Consider the following 13,522-nt stretch of genomic DNA (forward strand, 5'->3'; position numbering starts at 1 on the left):
GGCACCGCGGCAATGGGTCGCGGCGCCGAGGCTGGACTTTATTACATCAATAATTCTTCTTCTCAATTGACAATCATTATCATTAAGCCTAATTTGGCGCTCGATGTGTAGGACGGGTCCGGCATCCGGACGTCCCGCTAACTTTTTGCAGCAAGGTGAATTCCATGACGGAACAAGTATCCACAAGCAGGTGCGACTCACCGTTACTCCAGGCGTTCGTCGATAACCGACTGATCCTGGTCAAGATCGCGGCGCGCATTACCGGTTGCCGGTCCCGCGCGGAAGATGTGGTGCAGGACGCCTTTTTCCGGCTGCAATCGGCACCACAGATCACCTCCTCGTTCAAGGCGCAGCTCAGTTATCTGTTCCAGATCGTGCGCAACCTGGCGATCGACCACTACCGCAAGCAGGCGCTGGAACAGAAATACTCGGGGCCGGAGGAGGAAGGGTTGAACGTGGTGATCCAGGGTGCTTCGCCAGAAACCTCCCATATCAACTTCTCGACGCTGGAGCACATCGCCGACGCGCTGACCGAACTGCCCAGCCGTACCCGCTATGCCTTCGAGATGTACCGCCTGCACGGCGTGCCACAGAAGGACATCGCCAAGGAACTGGGGGTCTCGCCGACCCTGGTGAACTTCATGATCCGTGACGCACTGGTGCATTGCCGCAAGGTGTCGGGGGTTCGGGGGGATACTTTCGCCCGGCGCTGACTTGTGGTGGTTTTGCCGGCCTTATCGCGAGCAAGCTCGCTCCCACAGCGGATCTTCAGTGACCCCAAAACTGTGGGAGCGAGCTTGCTCGCGATGAGGCCATAAGGCCTTACATCAACCCACACCGATCAAAAAACCGCTCACGCCCCAGGATCATCAGCGCCGCGCGCTTGTGGGGGAAATCGAATTCCTTTTCACAATGGAAGCACTGGTTGTGCAGGTGCCCGATCATCCGCGCATTGTCGGCCCGGGGCTCGGCGACCACGCGCTGGGTGCGCGGGTCGTCCAGGAACAGGTAATGCACCAGCGCCGACAACCAACTCGCCACCTTGTGCGGCCCGCGGTGCTGCTCTTCGCCCACCAGCATGTGGATGCCGCGATCGTAGTGGTCGGCTTCATAGAACGGCGCGATCCGATCCTCCTTGGCCCAATAGGCTTCGAAGTAAGCGAACGGCTGGTCATCGAAGCAACCGATCAGGGTCAAGACCCGGGGATCGGCCTGCAGCTTGCCCAGGTACTCGCGATGCTGTTCCAGGCTGCCCTCCTCCTGCCAGAAGCTCGCCACTCGCGGGCTGTTCTGCCAGCGGTTGAAACGCTCCAGGTCCTGCTCGATTTCCAGGGTGCGCAAGGACACCCAGGCCCCCAGCCGCGCATCGAAACGTCGATACACCTCGCCACGCGGCTTCATGGGCCGGCGCGGATGGCGGCGGCCATCGGTGATGACCATCTGTTGCGGGTAACTGCCGCTGAACGACTCCCCCAGCCAGGGCTGCGGCAACTGCCAGAACATCGTGCGCTCGCAACGGTATTCACCGGCACGCTCCGTGACCGTCAATAAACCGCTGAGCAAGGCTTCGCCGGGGCGCTCGTCGAGGTGCCAGGTCAGGTGCTGACACTCGGGATCGCGGGCAAACAGCCAATAGCAGGCCGCCCATAGCGCCGGACCCACTGGGCGGTCGTTGATTTCCTGCAAATGCACATGCAACTCGGGGCCGCGCACAAGGCGCAGCCGGATCAGCGGCGCACCTTCGAGCATCAGGCTCAGGTGGCGTTCGGTTTCATCGGCGCCGAGACGACGGCCACCGGGCAAGGGCAGCGTCGTCGGGTGGTTGAGGTTGGACATGGGAGCGGCTCGCGTATTCGTCGGTAGTCAACGTGTGACGTGAGCCGGGGCGGGAAATTTAGGGTCGCCTTCAATGGGCATGCGTGGAGACCAGTTGGATCTGGTAGGGCTGGAAAATCTTCAGCATCTGACCGTTATCCCGCAGCGTTTGCAGCAACTGTGCAAACGCTTCACTGGAAATGGGCGCCTGTGGCCGGATCAGCGCGTAATGGTGGTAAACCTGATCGATGCGCTCAGACACCAGCAGCTGCGGGCCGACTTCGGGATTGCGCAACACGTAATCGTTGAGGTACGAACGGGTCACCAGGGCGATATCCGCCCGCCCGCGCAAGACCATCAGCAGATTGCTGTCGTGGGAATACGTCAGCGTGGCGTTGTATTGACCGGCGAGAAACTTGGGGTCGGCGTTGAATTCGGCAAAGGCGTAGTGATAACCGCTGAACAGCGCCAGGCGCTTGCCCCTGAGGTCGGCGAAATAACTTTGCTGGCGCTCCGGCTGGCGCTGGGCGACGAAAACTTCCGCATCCTCCAGGCCCATGTCCACCGACGTGTGCGGCACATCCTGCCAACCCCATTCGGGGTTCTCGAAAATGGCCATGTCGACCCGGCCCTGCTTGAAATCATTGAACCGGCGCGGGATCGACGTCGGCACCAGGATGAACTGATAGTCGCTTTGCGACTGGTTCAAGGCCTCCACCATCTGCGGCAGCAGGCCGGTGTCGGCACCGTTCTCGGGACGAACGGTATAGGGTGGAAAGTGTGCCGCGCCGATCCGCACCAGTTGCGCCGCCTCGATCGGCAACGCCAGGAAAACGGCCAGAGTGGCCAGCAGCACACGGGAGGTCATCCCCATCGGCGAAAACGTCAAGATAACCCACTCCCCAAAAGTCCCCATCACTACAATCAAGCTAGGCGGTTTCAGCCGCTTAGCCAGCCATGCGGCCATTTAAAGCGCCGCTCGATTATTGTTTTTCTTCAAGCACCAGGATCAAGGCCTGCTCGGCCAGTTCATCGAGGCTCAGGCTGCCTTCGGCGCGAAACCAGGTAGTGGTCCAGGACAACGCCCCCGTGAGGAATCGCCGGGTAATGGACACGTCCCCGCGAATATACCCGGCCTCCTTGGCCTGGCCCAAGACCTCGAGCCACAAGTCTTCATATGTATCACGCAGGGCCAGCACGTGCCGCTGTCCGTCCGGCGAGAGCGAACGCCATTCATAGACCAGTACTGCCATGGCCTCGCCAGTGCCGCCCATGATCGACTGCAATTCGCAGCGAATCAGCGCCAGCACCCGCTCGCGCACGTTGTCGGCCTCGGCCAGGGCCGCGCGCATCAAGGCGGTGTTGTAGCGGATGGTTTCTTCCATCACCGCCCGCAGGATGTCGTCCTTGCTCTTGAAATGGTGAAAGATGCTGCCCGACTGGATGCCCACGGCGCTGGCCAGGTCGCGCACCGTGGTGCGCTCGAAGCCCTTGTTGCGAAACAGGTGGGCGGCAGTCTGGAGCAGTTTGCCGCGCGCACTGTCCGGGTCGGTCAGTTGCCCGTTGTCGACCAGCTCACGCATCACGCCCAGGGCTTTTTGCTCGTCCACCCATTCTCTCCTACAGTCGATCAACCAACGCGCCGCCACTGCACAGCAAACCATCGGTGGCGCGGGCAATTTAAGCCGAGCGAAGCAACCAAGCAAGCGCTCGGCCAGAAGAACCGGCGGCCGTTTACAAACCAAGCGCTTGCTTGGTAGTCTCGAGCCACCTTTGCCGGAGGGAACGCCATGCCCAAAACGATCCGAATCGGTTGCGCCAGCGCCTTTTGGGGCGACACCTGCACCGCGGCGGCGCAACTGGTCGAGGGCGGTGCGCTGGACTACCTGGTGTTCGACTATCTGGCCGAAGTCACGATGTCGATCATGGCCGGGGCGCGCCTGAAAGATGCTTCGAGCGGCTATGCCACGGACTTCATCGAGGTCCTCACCCCGCTGCTTCAGCGCTTGCATGACGACGGGATCCGCGTCATCAGCAACGCCGGCGGGGTCAATCCCCAGGCCTGTGCGAAGGCTCTGCAAGCAGCCTGCGATCAGGCCGGCGTAGCACTGAAGATTGCCGTGCTGCTGGGCGATGACCTGCAACCGCAACACGAACGGCTCGCCGCCCAGGGCATCGGCGAGATGTTCAGCGGCGAGCCCCTGCCTCCCGCGTGTGTGTCCATCAACGCCTACCTCGGCGCGCCCGGCATCGTCGAGGCGCTGCGCCTGGGCGCCGATGTGGTGATCACTGGCCGCGTGGTGGACAGTGCCGTGGTCAGCGCCGCCCTGGTGCATGAGTTCGGCTGGGCCTGGGACGATTACGACAGATTGGCCCAGGCCGCGCTCGCGGGGCATCTCATCGAGTGTGGCGCCCAGTGCACCGGCGGTAATTTTACCGACTGGCAGGCAGTGCCGGATTATGAGCACATCGGCTTTCCCATCGTCGAAGTCAGCGCCGATGGCCCGTTCATTGTCACCAAGACCGAAGGCAGCGGCGGGCTGGTTACGCCGTTGACCGTCGGCGAGCAGTTGCTCTACGAAATCGGCGACCCGCAAGGCTACCTGCTGCCCGACGTGATCTGCGATTTCAGCCAGGTCAGATTGACCCAGCAGGGCAAGCACGCCGTGCGCGTCCATGGGGCCAGGGGCCTGCCGCCCGGCGACCGGTACAAGGTCTGCGCCACTTGGCTGGACGGCTGGCGCTGCACCGCCACCTGCCTGATCGCCGGCATCGATGCGGTGGCCAAGGCTGAACGGGTCAGCCAGGCGATCGTCGCCAAGACCTCACAGCTGTTGCGTCAACGTGGCTGGGCGCCCTACAGCGACGTGAACATCGAACTGCTGGGCAGCGAAGCCACTTATGGCCAGCACGGCCAGCGCCGGGACAGCCGTGAGGTGGTGATCAAGCTGGCGGTACGGCACCCGGATAAACAGCCGCTGGTGCTGTTTTCCAGGGAAATCGCCCAGGCCGCCACTGGCATGGCGCCGGGACTGACCGGCCTGGTCGGTGGCCGGCCGACGGTGTCGCCGTTGATTCACCTGTTCTCGTTCCTGATCGACAAAACCACCTGTCGGCTCGCCATCGAACTCGACGGCCAGCGCCACCCTTGCTCCCTGCCCGCTTTCGAACCGCTGCACACCACCGATCTGCCGATCGCCCCGGCCCCGCCCAAACCCCAGGGCCGGGCCGACGCCAGCGTGCCGCTGATCAAACTGGCGGTGGCGCGCTCCGGCGACAAGGGCAACCACAGCAACATTGGCGTGATCGCCCGGGAACCCGAATACCTGCCCTGGATCGCCGAGGCGCTGACCCCGGAGGTGATGGTCGACTGGATGAGCCACGTGCTCGACCCGCTGCTGGGCCGGGTCGAACGCTGGTACCTGCCGGGCACCCACAGTTTGAATTTCCTGCTGGAAAACGCCCTCGGTGGCGGCGGTGTCGCCAGCCTGCGCATCGATCCCCAGGGCAAGGCGTTCGCCCAGCAGTTGCTGGAGATTCAGATACCGGTGCCGCAACACATTGCCGATCAGGTCGGCTAAGGGCGGTCGCCATGGCAAATAAACGATCAGCAGCCCCTGTGGCGAGGGAGCTTGCTCCCGCTGGGTTGCGCAGCGACCCCGGTTTTTGCGATTGCTGCGCAATCGAGCGGGAGCAAGCTCCCTCGCCACAGGGGGTCTCTGATCCGTTCCAACACGAGGAGTGTGCATGCCGGTCATCGAATCGCACCTGGATCCCCACAGCGCTGACTTCGCACGCAACCATGCGGCGATGCTGGCCGGTGTCGAACAACTGCGCCAACTCGAACGGGCCGTGCTGGCGAAAGCCGCCCAGGCCCAGGACAAGTTCGACCAGCGCGGCCAACTGTTGCCACGCCAGCGCCTGAACTTGCTGCTGGACCCCGGCGCACCGTTCCTCGAGCTGGCGAGCCTGGCCGGCTACAAACTCCATGACGACAAGGACGGCAGCCAGGCCGGCGGCGGCCTGATCGCCGGGATCGGCTATGTGTCCGGGGTGCGGGCACTGGTGGTGGCCAACAACAGCGCGATCAAGGGCGGCACGATTTCCCCCAGCGGTTTGCACAAGACCCTGCGCCTGCAACAGATCGCCATGGAAAACAAACTGCCGGTCATCACCCTCGCCGAAAGTGGCGGCGCCAATCTCAATTACGCGGCGCAGATTTTCGTCGAAGGCGCGCGCTGCTTCGCCAATCAGGCACGTATGTCGGCCATGGGCCTGCCGCAGATCACCGTCGTGCATGGCTCGGCCACGGCCGGCGGCGCTTATCAGCCGGGTTTGTCGGATTACGTGGTGGTGGTGCGCGACAAGGCGCGGCTGTTCCTGGCCGGGCCGCCGTTGCTCAAGGCCGCGACCGGCGAAGTGGCCAGCGAAGAGGAACTGGGCGGTGCGCTGATGCACGTGCAGGTGGCCGGCACTGCCGAATACCTGGCGGAGAACGACGCCGATGGCATACGCCTGGCCCGGGAAATCCTCGATCTGCTGCCCTGGAATGCACAATTGCCGCCACAGCCCGAACGGACCTGGACGGAGCCGCTCTACCCCGCCGACGAATTATTGGGACTGGTGCCCGACGACCCGAAGAAACCCTATGACGTAGGGGAAATCATCGCCCGCATCGCCGACGGCTCGCATTTCCTGGCCTTCAAAAGCGAATTCGACACCCAGACGATTTGCGGCCACCTGCACATTCGCGGCCATACCTGCGGCCTGATCGGCAACAACGGCCCCATCACGCCACAGGGCGCGGCCAAGGCGGCGCAGTTCATCCAGTTATGCGATCAAAGCCGCACGCCGCTGCTGTTCTTGCACAACACCACCGGGTTCATGGTCGGCACCGAGTCGGAGCGACAAGGGGTGATCAAGCACGGCGCCAAGATGATCCAGGCCGTGGCCAATGCCCGGGTGCCCAAGCTGACGGTCGTGGTGGGCGGCTCCTATGGTGCCGGCAACTACGCCATGTGCGGCCGCGGGCTAGACCCGCGCTTCATCTTCGCCTGGCCCAACAGCCACACCGCCGTGATGGGCGGCGCCCAGGCCGGCAAGGTCCTGCGGATGGTCACGGAGGCCACGCAACTCAAGAACGGCCTGAGCCCCGACCCGAAGATGCTGGACCTGCTCGAGCAAACCACCGCGCAGAAACTCGACAGCCAATCCACCGCCCTCTACGGCAGCGCCAGCCTGTGGGACGACGGGCTCATCGACCCGCGCGACACCCGCACCTTGCTGGGCTTGCTGCTGGACATCTGTCACGAGGCCGAGCAGCGGCCACTGCAAGCCAACAGCTTCGGCGTGGCCCGCTTCTGAGCGCAACCTCCAGGAGAACAATAAAAATGATCTTCACCCAGGAACACGAAGCACTGCGACGCACCGTCCGCCAGTTTGTCGACCACGACATCAATCCCTACGTCGACGAATGGGAGCGGGCCGGGCGTTTCCCCATCCACGAGATTTTCCGCAAGGCCGGCGAGTTGGGCCTGCTGGGTATTTCCAAGCCGCAGGCCTTCGGCGGCATGGGCCTGGACTACAGCTATTCGATCGTCGCGGCCGAGGAGTTCGGCACTATTCATTGCGGCGGCGTGCCGATGTCCATCGGCGTGCAGACCGACATGTGCACCCCGGCCCTGGCCCGTTTCGGCTCCGACGAGTTGCGCGAAGCGTTCCTGCGCCCGGCCATTCGCGGCGAACAGGTGGGCTGCATCGGCGTCTCGGAAGTCGGTGCCGGCTCCGACGTCGCCGGCCTCAAGACCACGGCACGCAAGGACGGCGACGACTACATCATCAACGGCAGCAAGATGTGGATCACCAATGCGCCGAGCGCTGATTTCATCTGCCTGTTGGCGAATACCTCGGACGACAAGCCCCACGTCAACAAATCGCTGATCATGGTGCCGATGCGCAGCGCCGGCATCAGCCTCGGCCAGCATCTGGACAAACTCGGCATGCGCAGCTCGGAAACCGCCCAGGTGTTTTTCGACGACGTGCGGGTGCCACAACGCAATCGCATCGGCCAGGAAGGTGCCGGGTTCATGATGCAGATGCTGCAATTCCAGGAAGAACGCCTGTTCGGCGCGGCCAACATGCTCAAGGGCCTGGAGCATTGCATCGACAGCACCATCGAGTACTGCAAGGAGCGCAAGACCTTCGGCACGGCCCTGATCGACAACCAGGTGATCCACTTCCGCCTGGCGGAACTGGCCAGCGAAATCGAATCCCTGCGGGCGCTGGTCTACCAGGCCACCGAGCAGTACATCCACGGCCAGGACGTCACGCGACTGGCGTCGATGGCCAAGCTCAAGGCCGGGCGCCTGGCCCGGGAAACCACCGACAGTTGCCTGCAATACTGGGGCGGCATGGGCTTCATGTGGGACAACCCGGTCGCCCGCGCCTATCGCGACGTACGGCTGGTGTCCATCGGCGCCGGCGCGGACGAAATCATGCTGGGCATCATCTGCAAGCTCATGGGCATTTTGCCGGGGAAGAACAAGTGAGCGGTGTGCCTGACAGGCCGCTATCGCGAGCAAGCTCGCTCCCACATTTTCACCACTCACTGTGGGAGCGAGCTCGCTCGCGATGAGGCCCGAACAAACACCACACCCCAGGAATGCCCCCATGCCCGCCTTCAGCAAAATCCTCATCGCCAACCGCGGCGAAATCGCCTGTCGCATCCAGCGCACCGCCCAGGCCCTGGGTTATCGCACGGTGGCGGTGTTCAGCGAGGCCGACGCCGATGCGCTGCACGTGCGCATGGCCGATGAAGCCGTGCTGATCGGCGCGGCCCCGGTGCAGCAGTCCTACCTCGACCCCCGGGTCATTCTCGAGGCGGCCCGGCGCAGCGGCGCCGATGCGATCCACCCCGGCTACGGCTTTCTTTCGGAAAATGCGCGGTTCGCCCATGCCTGCGCGCAGGCTGGCCTGGTTTTCATCGGCCCCAGCCCCGAGGCCATCGAGTTGATGGGCAGCAAGCGCCGCGCAAAAATCGCCATGATCCAAGCCGGTGTTCCCTGCATCGCCGGTTACCAGGGCGCCGCCCAGGACGACGACACGCTGCAGCGCGAAGCCGGGCGCATCGGCTACCCGCTGATGATCAAGGCCAGTGCCGGTGGCGGCGGCCGCGGCATGCGCCTGGTCCAGCGCGCCGAGGACCTGCTGGAGCAGTTGCGCAGCGCACGCTCGGAAGCCCTGCACGGCTTCGGCAGCGACGAGTTGATCCTCGAACAAGCCTTGATCGATCCGCGGCATGTGGAAGTGCAGATCTTCGGCGACCACCACGGCCAGTTGATCCATCTGGGCGAACGGGACTGCTCGATCCAGCGGCGCCACCAGAAAATCATCGAGGAAGCGCCCTGCCCGGTCATGACCGCCGACCTGCGCCGGGCCATGGGCGAGGCAGCACTCACGGCGGGGCACGCAGTGAATTACGTCGGTGCCGGGACCGTGGAATTCCTGCTCGCGGCGGACGGTCGGTTTTACTTCCTGGAGATGAACACACGCCTGCAGGTCGAACACCCGGTCACCGAGTCGATCACCGGCCTGGACCTGGTGGCCTGGCAATTGGACGTCGCCACCGGCAAGCCGCTGCCCCTGTGCCAGGAGCAGGTGACGCTCAGCGGTCATGCCCTGCAAGTGCGGTTGTACGCCGAGGACCCAGCGGCGGATTTCCTGCCCCAGACCGGGTGCTTGGTTGGCTGGGAGCCCCCCATCCGCGACGGTGTGCGAGTCGACCATGGCCTGCTGCAGGGCCAGGCCATTACGCCGTTCTACGATTCGATGCTGGGCAAACTCATCGTCCACGGCGCCACCCGCGACGAAGCACGCCGCAAACTGTTGCGAGCGGTGGAGGATTGCGTGCTGCTTGGGGTCCAGAGCAACCAGCGCTTGCTCGCCGGCTTGCTGGCGCATCCACGGTTCATCGACGGCGACTTCAACACCGGCTTCATCAGCCAGCATTTTGCCAATCATGCGGCGCTTCTGCCCCTTGAGCCCTCGGTCGAACAACTGGCCATCGCCACGGCGGCGTTTTATCAGGCATCGCAGGCACGGCATGCACCCGGCCTGGGCGGATGGCGCAACAGCATCGGCACGGCGCTGCATTATCGGATCGGCGTCGGGGAGCGCGACTGGGTGCTGAGCCTTGAAACCGAAACCGACGGGACACTGAACATCCGCAGTGACGGGCGCTTGATCGAACTGAGGCTGCTCGACGTTGATGCGCAGGGCGCAACACTGGTCATCGACGGGATTGGCCAGCGCCACGCCTGGCACCTCGAAGGCCATGATCTCTGGCTGTCCACCCGCCCCGGCGGCCTGCACCTGCAAGACCGGACCCTGGCCCCGGTCGCCAGCAAGGCCAGTGCCGGTGCCAGTACACTCCTGGCGCCCATGGACGGTGCCATTGTCGAGGTACTGGTCAGCGAAGGCAGCCCGGTGCGCCAAGGCCAACTGCTCATGGTGCTCGAAGCGATGAAAATGGAGCACCCACTCAAGGCAGGCAGCGACGGAGTGGTCAGGCAACTGCAGGCTACACGGGGTGATCAGGTGAGAAAACGCCAGGTTTTGTTGCGCATTGAAACAGCCCACTAGTCGGATGCCTGGGGTTTGACTACGCTCAAACCCATCAGCACGCCGATACCGGGAACACTGCAATGCCTCACTGGCTGGTGATTGATCTGGAGGCCACCACCGATGAAGGTGGCTGGCCGGTAACCGAAATGGAAATTATCGAGATCGGCGCCACGCTGGTGAGTCGTGACGGCCGCGAAGTGGATCATTTCCAGCGCTTCGTGCGGCCCCTGAGACGACCGCTGCTCACGCCTTTCTGTCGCGAACTGACCCACATCACCCAGGCCAATATCGACGGCGCCGCGCCCTTGACCGAGGTCTGGCCGGCATTCGAGCGCTGGCTGGCGCCGTATCATCCGAAGCTGGAAAGCTGGGTCAGTTGGGGCGACTACGACCGCAAGCAACTGCTTCAGGAATGGCAACGCCAGCAGTTGCACAGTGTCCTCGCCCAGGTGTCGCACATGAACCTCAAGCAACGCTTCGCCAAGGCCCGTCGACTGGAACGACCGCTAGGGCTCAATGGCGCGCTGCAACTGGCGGGCCTGCAATTTTGCGGGCAACAGCACCGCGCCCTGGAAGATGCCCGCAATACCGCGCGGTTGTTGCCCCTGGTGCTTCCGGGTTGAGCGGCGTCCACCTCCCGGCGCGGCAGATGACGAATGTTGCAGCCTTGTGCATACTGGCCGGCCTTTTTCAGCCCCTTTTTCGAGGAATCGCCCATGTTTAAAGTCAACGAGTACTTCGACGGCACCGTCAAGTCGATCGCTTTTGGCACTGCCGAAGGCCCCGCGACCATCGGCGTCATGGCTCCGGGCGAATATGAGTTCGGCACGGCCCAACGGGAAATCATGCACGTCGTCTCCGGCGCCCTGACCGTGAAGCTGCCCGACAGCACCGATTGGGAAACCTTCGCGGCCGGCAGCCAGTTCAATGTACCGGCCAACAGCAAGTTCCAGCTCAAAGTGGCCGTCGACACCGCTTACCTGTGTGAATATCGCGGCTGATTCGGCGCACTGCAAAGCGGGGACACAGTTACCCCTGTGGCGAGGGAGCTTGCTCCCGCTGGACGCGCCAGCGTCCCCTGCGGTTAGCAAGAGGGGCTGCTTCGCAGCCCAGCGGGAGCAAGCTCCCTCGCCACAAAAGCTAGAAAAGCTGTTGCCAGATAAACAAAAATGCCCGGGTCATTGGACACGGGCATTTTTGTTCACGGTTCTTTTTATTCGAGCACTTCAACCGGCATGCCGACTTCAAGCCGACCGTTGCTGTCGTTGACCAGGTTCTGGCCGAACATCGCACCGTCCGGCGTCGAACGGTATTGCTGCAACGTGGCAAAGGGTTCGCGATTCGGATCGCGTTCGCCGGTGTGCGGATCGACCGTGGTCATGATGCAACGCGAGCAGGGCTTGACCAGCCGGAACTCCACCTCGCCGATACGAATACGCTTCCAACCGTCCTCGGCAAACGCCTCGCTGCCCTCCACCACCAGGTTGGGACGAAAGCGCAACATCTCCAGCGAGCGGCCGACCCGGGTCGACAGGTCCTGCAATGAGGCCTGGCCAATCAGCAGCAGGGGGAAACCATCGGCAAAGGCGACCTTGTCGTCATCCTTGCCATAACCGGCGGCGGTGGTGCGCGCCAGTTCCACCGGCACATGCACCAGCCGCGTGGGGCTGCCGATGAATTCGCTGACCCAGGCCGCCGCCTCATCACCGGCATCCGGCACACGCAAGGTGTCACGCCAGATGATCACACCGCGCCGCTGCTCTTGCTGGGTGGGTGGCAGCGGCACATCGATGGCGCCATGGCCCGGCGCGCTGAGCGTCAGGCCACCCGCCTCGTTCCACAAGGCCGAAAGCTGGCTCATCTTCGCCACGGCGCGCTGGGTCAGGAACCGCCCCGTGCCCTCATCCACCAGCATCCAGCGCCGATCGCCGTCCAGCCCTAGCTTGTCCAGGCCAATCTGCTGCAGGGGCTGGCCCTTGCCGGACTTCAACGGATACCGATACAGAGCGCTCAGCCGCAACATGGTCAACTTCCCCGGTGGCAAAAAAATGCCACCTTATACGAGCCGGCCATTGAAGCAAACCACCATCGGGTTCAGTCGAGCATCAGCCGCTGGCGCACCACATCGACCAGCTTGTCCGGCTGGAATTTGGAGAGGAAGTTGTCGCAACCGACCTTCTTGACCATCGAATCGTTGAAGCTGCCGGACAGCGAGGTGTGCAGTACGACATAGAGCCCACGCAAACGCGGGTCGTTGCGGATTTCAGTGGTCAAGCGGTAGCCGTCCATTTCCGGCATTTCGGCATCGGTGAAGATCATCAACAATTTGTCGGTCATGACCTCGCCGGTATCGGCCCAGGCCTTGAGCATGTTCAGGGCCTTCAGGCCGTCGCTGGCGATGTGCATTTTCACGCCCAGTTGACCGAGGGTGTCGCGCAATTGCGAGAGCGCGACGTTGGAGTCGTCCACCAGCAGCACTTCGCGGCCACGGGCACGCTCCAGCACCGGGTCTTCGAGTTTGTCCCGGGAGACCTTGGCGTTGTACGGCACGATTTCGGCCAGGACTTTTTCCACGTCGATGATTTCCACCAACTGATCGTCCACCTTGCTGATGGCGGTCAGGTAGTGCTCGCGGCCGGCGCTGGTCGGCGGTGGCAGGATGGCTTCCCAGTTCATGTTGACGATACGGTCGACGCCGCCCACCAGGAACGCCTGAACCGAACGGTTGTATTCGGTCACGATAATGGTGCTGTTGGCGCCCGGCACCAGCGGACGCATGCCAATGGCCTGGGACAGGTCGATCACCGGCAGCGTCTGGCCTCGCAGATTGACCACGCCGCACACGAACGGGTGACGTTGCGGCATCAGGGTCAACTTCGGCAGTTGCAGGACTTCCTGGACCTTGAATACGTTAATGGCAAACAACTGCCGACCCGCCAGGCGAAACATGAGAATTTCCAGGCGATTCTCACCCACCAGTTGGGTTCGTTGATCTACTGTGTCGAGAATGCCGGCCATCGATGACTCCTGGGCTTGTTCGGATGAATCCAATAAAACCGATATCGGCTGCACGAACCGATTCTTG

The 13,522-nt window shown here is 63.2% G+C and carries 12 protein-coding genes; 7 read left to right on the forward strand and 5 right to left on the reverse strand.

The genetic code is table 11. The features are described from left to right. The first annotated feature begins 164 nt into the window (after window positions 1–164). Complete coding sequence (locus tag AO356_RS02900) at window positions 165–713, forward strand: RNA polymerase factor sigma-70 (RefSeq protein WP_024619408.1); 549 nt, start codon at window positions 165–167, stop codon at window positions 711–713. A gap of 109 nt (window positions 714–822) precedes the next feature. On the opposite strand, the gene AO356_RS02905 is transcribed toward AO356_RS02900, so the two are convergent. From AO356_RS02905 to AO356_RS02915, 3 genes are all read right to left on the reverse strand, one after another. Beyond that, window positions 823–1,836 carry a GNAT family N-acetyltransferase gene (locus AO356_RS02905; protein ID WP_060738506.1) on the reverse strand — a complete coding sequence of 338 codons (1,014 nt, stop codon included), beginning with the start codon at window positions 1,834–1,836 and terminating at the stop codon, window positions 823–825. Between the two features lie 70 nt (window positions 1,837–1,906). Then, the gene (locus AO356_RS02910; protein ID WP_060743063.1) at window positions 1,907–2,683 is read right to left on the reverse strand and encodes a substrate-binding periplasmic protein; all 777 of its coding nucleotides are present in this window, start codon (window positions 2,681–2,683) and stop codon (window positions 1,907–1,909) included. A gap of 115 nt (window positions 2,684–2,798) precedes the next feature. Next, window positions 2,799–3,425, reverse strand: a complete 627-nt coding sequence (locus AO356_RS02915) for a TetR/AcrR family transcriptional regulator (RefSeq protein ID WP_060738507.1) — start codon at window positions 3,423–3,425, stop codon at window positions 2,799–2,801. 180 nt (window positions 3,426–3,605) lie between these two features. Here AO356_RS02915 and AO356_RS02920 point away from each other — a divergent pair, with 180 nt between their 5' ends. The 6 genes from AO356_RS02920 to AO356_RS02945 all read left to right on the forward strand — a co-directional run bounded on the left by AO356_RS02920 (window position 3,606) and on the right by AO356_RS02945 (window position 11,438). Further along, entirely contained in the window at window positions 3,606–5,396 is a 1,791-nt protein-coding gene (locus AO356_RS02920; protein ID WP_060738508.1) for an acyclic terpene utilization AtuA family protein, read from the forward strand. A 166-nt stretch (window positions 5,397–5,562) separates the two neighbouring features. Then, window positions 5,563–7,179: a geranyl-CoA carboxylase subunit beta gene (gene atuC, locus AO356_RS02925; protein WP_060738509.1), complete on the forward strand. Its 1,617-nt coding sequence runs from the start codon at window positions 5,563–5,565 to the stop codon at window positions 7,177–7,179. 26 nt (window positions 7,180–7,205) lie between these two features. Continuing rightward, complete coding sequence (atuD, locus tag AO356_RS02930) at window positions 7,206–8,363, forward strand: citronellyl-CoA dehydrogenase (protein WP_060738510.1); 1,158 nt, start codon at window positions 7,206–7,208, stop codon at window positions 8,361–8,363. Window positions 8,364–8,484: 121 nt separating this feature from the next. Next, window positions 8,485–10,455, forward strand: a complete 1,971-nt coding sequence (locus tag AO356_RS02935) for an acetyl/propionyl/methylcrotonyl-CoA carboxylase subunit alpha (RefSeq protein ID WP_060738511.1) — start codon at window positions 8,485–8,487, stop codon at window positions 10,453–10,455. Between the two features lie 62 nt (window positions 10,456–10,517). Continuing rightward, complete coding sequence (locus tag AO356_RS02940) at window positions 10,518–11,060, forward strand: exonuclease domain-containing protein (RefSeq protein WP_060738512.1); 543 nt, start codon at window positions 10,518–10,520, stop codon at window positions 11,058–11,060. 93 nt (window positions 11,061–11,153) lie between these two features. Further along, window positions 11,154–11,438 carry a pyrimidine/purine nucleoside phosphorylase gene (locus AO356_RS02945; RefSeq protein WP_003183665.1) on the forward strand — a complete coding sequence of 95 codons (285 nt, stop codon included), beginning with the start codon at window positions 11,154–11,156 and terminating at the stop codon, window positions 11,436–11,438. Window positions 11,439–11,650: 212 nt separating this feature from the next. On the opposite strand, the gene AO356_RS02950 is transcribed toward AO356_RS02945, so the two are convergent. Together AO356_RS02950 and AO356_RS02955 are read right to left on the reverse strand one after the other, a co-directional pair. Continuing rightward, the gene (locus AO356_RS02950) at window positions 11,651–12,460 is read right to left on the reverse strand and encodes an MOSC domain-containing protein (RefSeq protein WP_060738513.1); all 810 of its coding nucleotides are present in this window, start codon (window positions 12,458–12,460) and stop codon (window positions 11,651–11,653) included. Window positions 12,461–12,531: 71 nt separating this feature from the next. Continuing rightward, the gene (locus AO356_RS02955; RefSeq protein ID WP_053120553.1) at window positions 12,532–13,455 is read right to left on the reverse strand and encodes a chemotaxis protein CheV; all 924 of its coding nucleotides are present in this window, start codon (window positions 13,453–13,455) and stop codon (window positions 12,532–12,534) included. Window positions 13,456–13,522 lie beyond the last annotated feature (67 nt).

The sequence above is a fragment of the Pseudomonas fluorescens genome (genome assembly GCF_001307275.1).
In the GTDB taxonomy this organism is placed as follows: domain Bacteria; phylum Pseudomonadota; class Gammaproteobacteria; order Pseudomonadales; family Pseudomonadaceae; genus Aquipseudomonas; species Aquipseudomonas fluorescens_AA.

Coding starts and splice junctions, on each gene's coding strand:
- AO356_RS02910 (WP_060743063.1), bottom strand. CDS start 2,683: ATGACCTCCCGTGTGCTGCTGGCCACTCTGGCCGTTTTCCTGGCGTTG.
- AO356_RS02920 (WP_060738508.1), top strand. CDS start 3,606: ATGCCCAAAACGATCCGAATCGGTTGCGCCAGCGCCTTTTGGGGCGAC.
- AO356_RS02955 (WP_053120553.1), bottom strand. CDS start 13,455: ATGGCCGGCATTCTCGACACAGTAGATCAACGAACCCAACTGGTGGGT.
- AO356_RS02905 (WP_060738506.1), bottom strand. CDS start 1,836: ATGTCCAACCTCAACCACCCGACGACGCTGCCCTTGCCCGGTGGCCGT.
- AO356_RS02950 (WP_060738513.1), bottom strand. CDS start 12,460: ATGTTGCGGCTGAGCGCTCTGTATCGGTATCCGTTGAAGTCCGGCAAG.
- AO356_RS02945 (WP_003183665.1), top strand. CDS start 11,154: ATGTTTAAAGTCAACGAGTACTTCGACGGCACCGTCAAGTCGATCGCT.
- AO356_RS02940 (WP_060738512.1), top strand. CDS start 10,518: ATGCCTCACTGGCTGGTGATTGATCTGGAGGCCACCACCGATGAAGGT.
- atuC (WP_060738509.1), top strand. CDS start 5,563: ATGCCGGTCATCGAATCGCACCTGGATCCCCACAGCGCTGACTTCGCA.
- AO356_RS02935 (WP_060738511.1), top strand. CDS start 8,485: ATGCCCGCCTTCAGCAAAATCCTCATCGCCAACCGCGGCGAAATCGCC.
- AO356_RS02900 (WP_024619408.1), top strand. CDS start 165: ATGACGGAACAAGTATCCACAAGCAGGTGCGACTCACCGTTACTCCAG.
- atuD (WP_060738510.1), top strand. CDS start 7,206: ATGATCTTCACCCAGGAACACGAAGCACTGCGACGCACCGTCCGCCAG.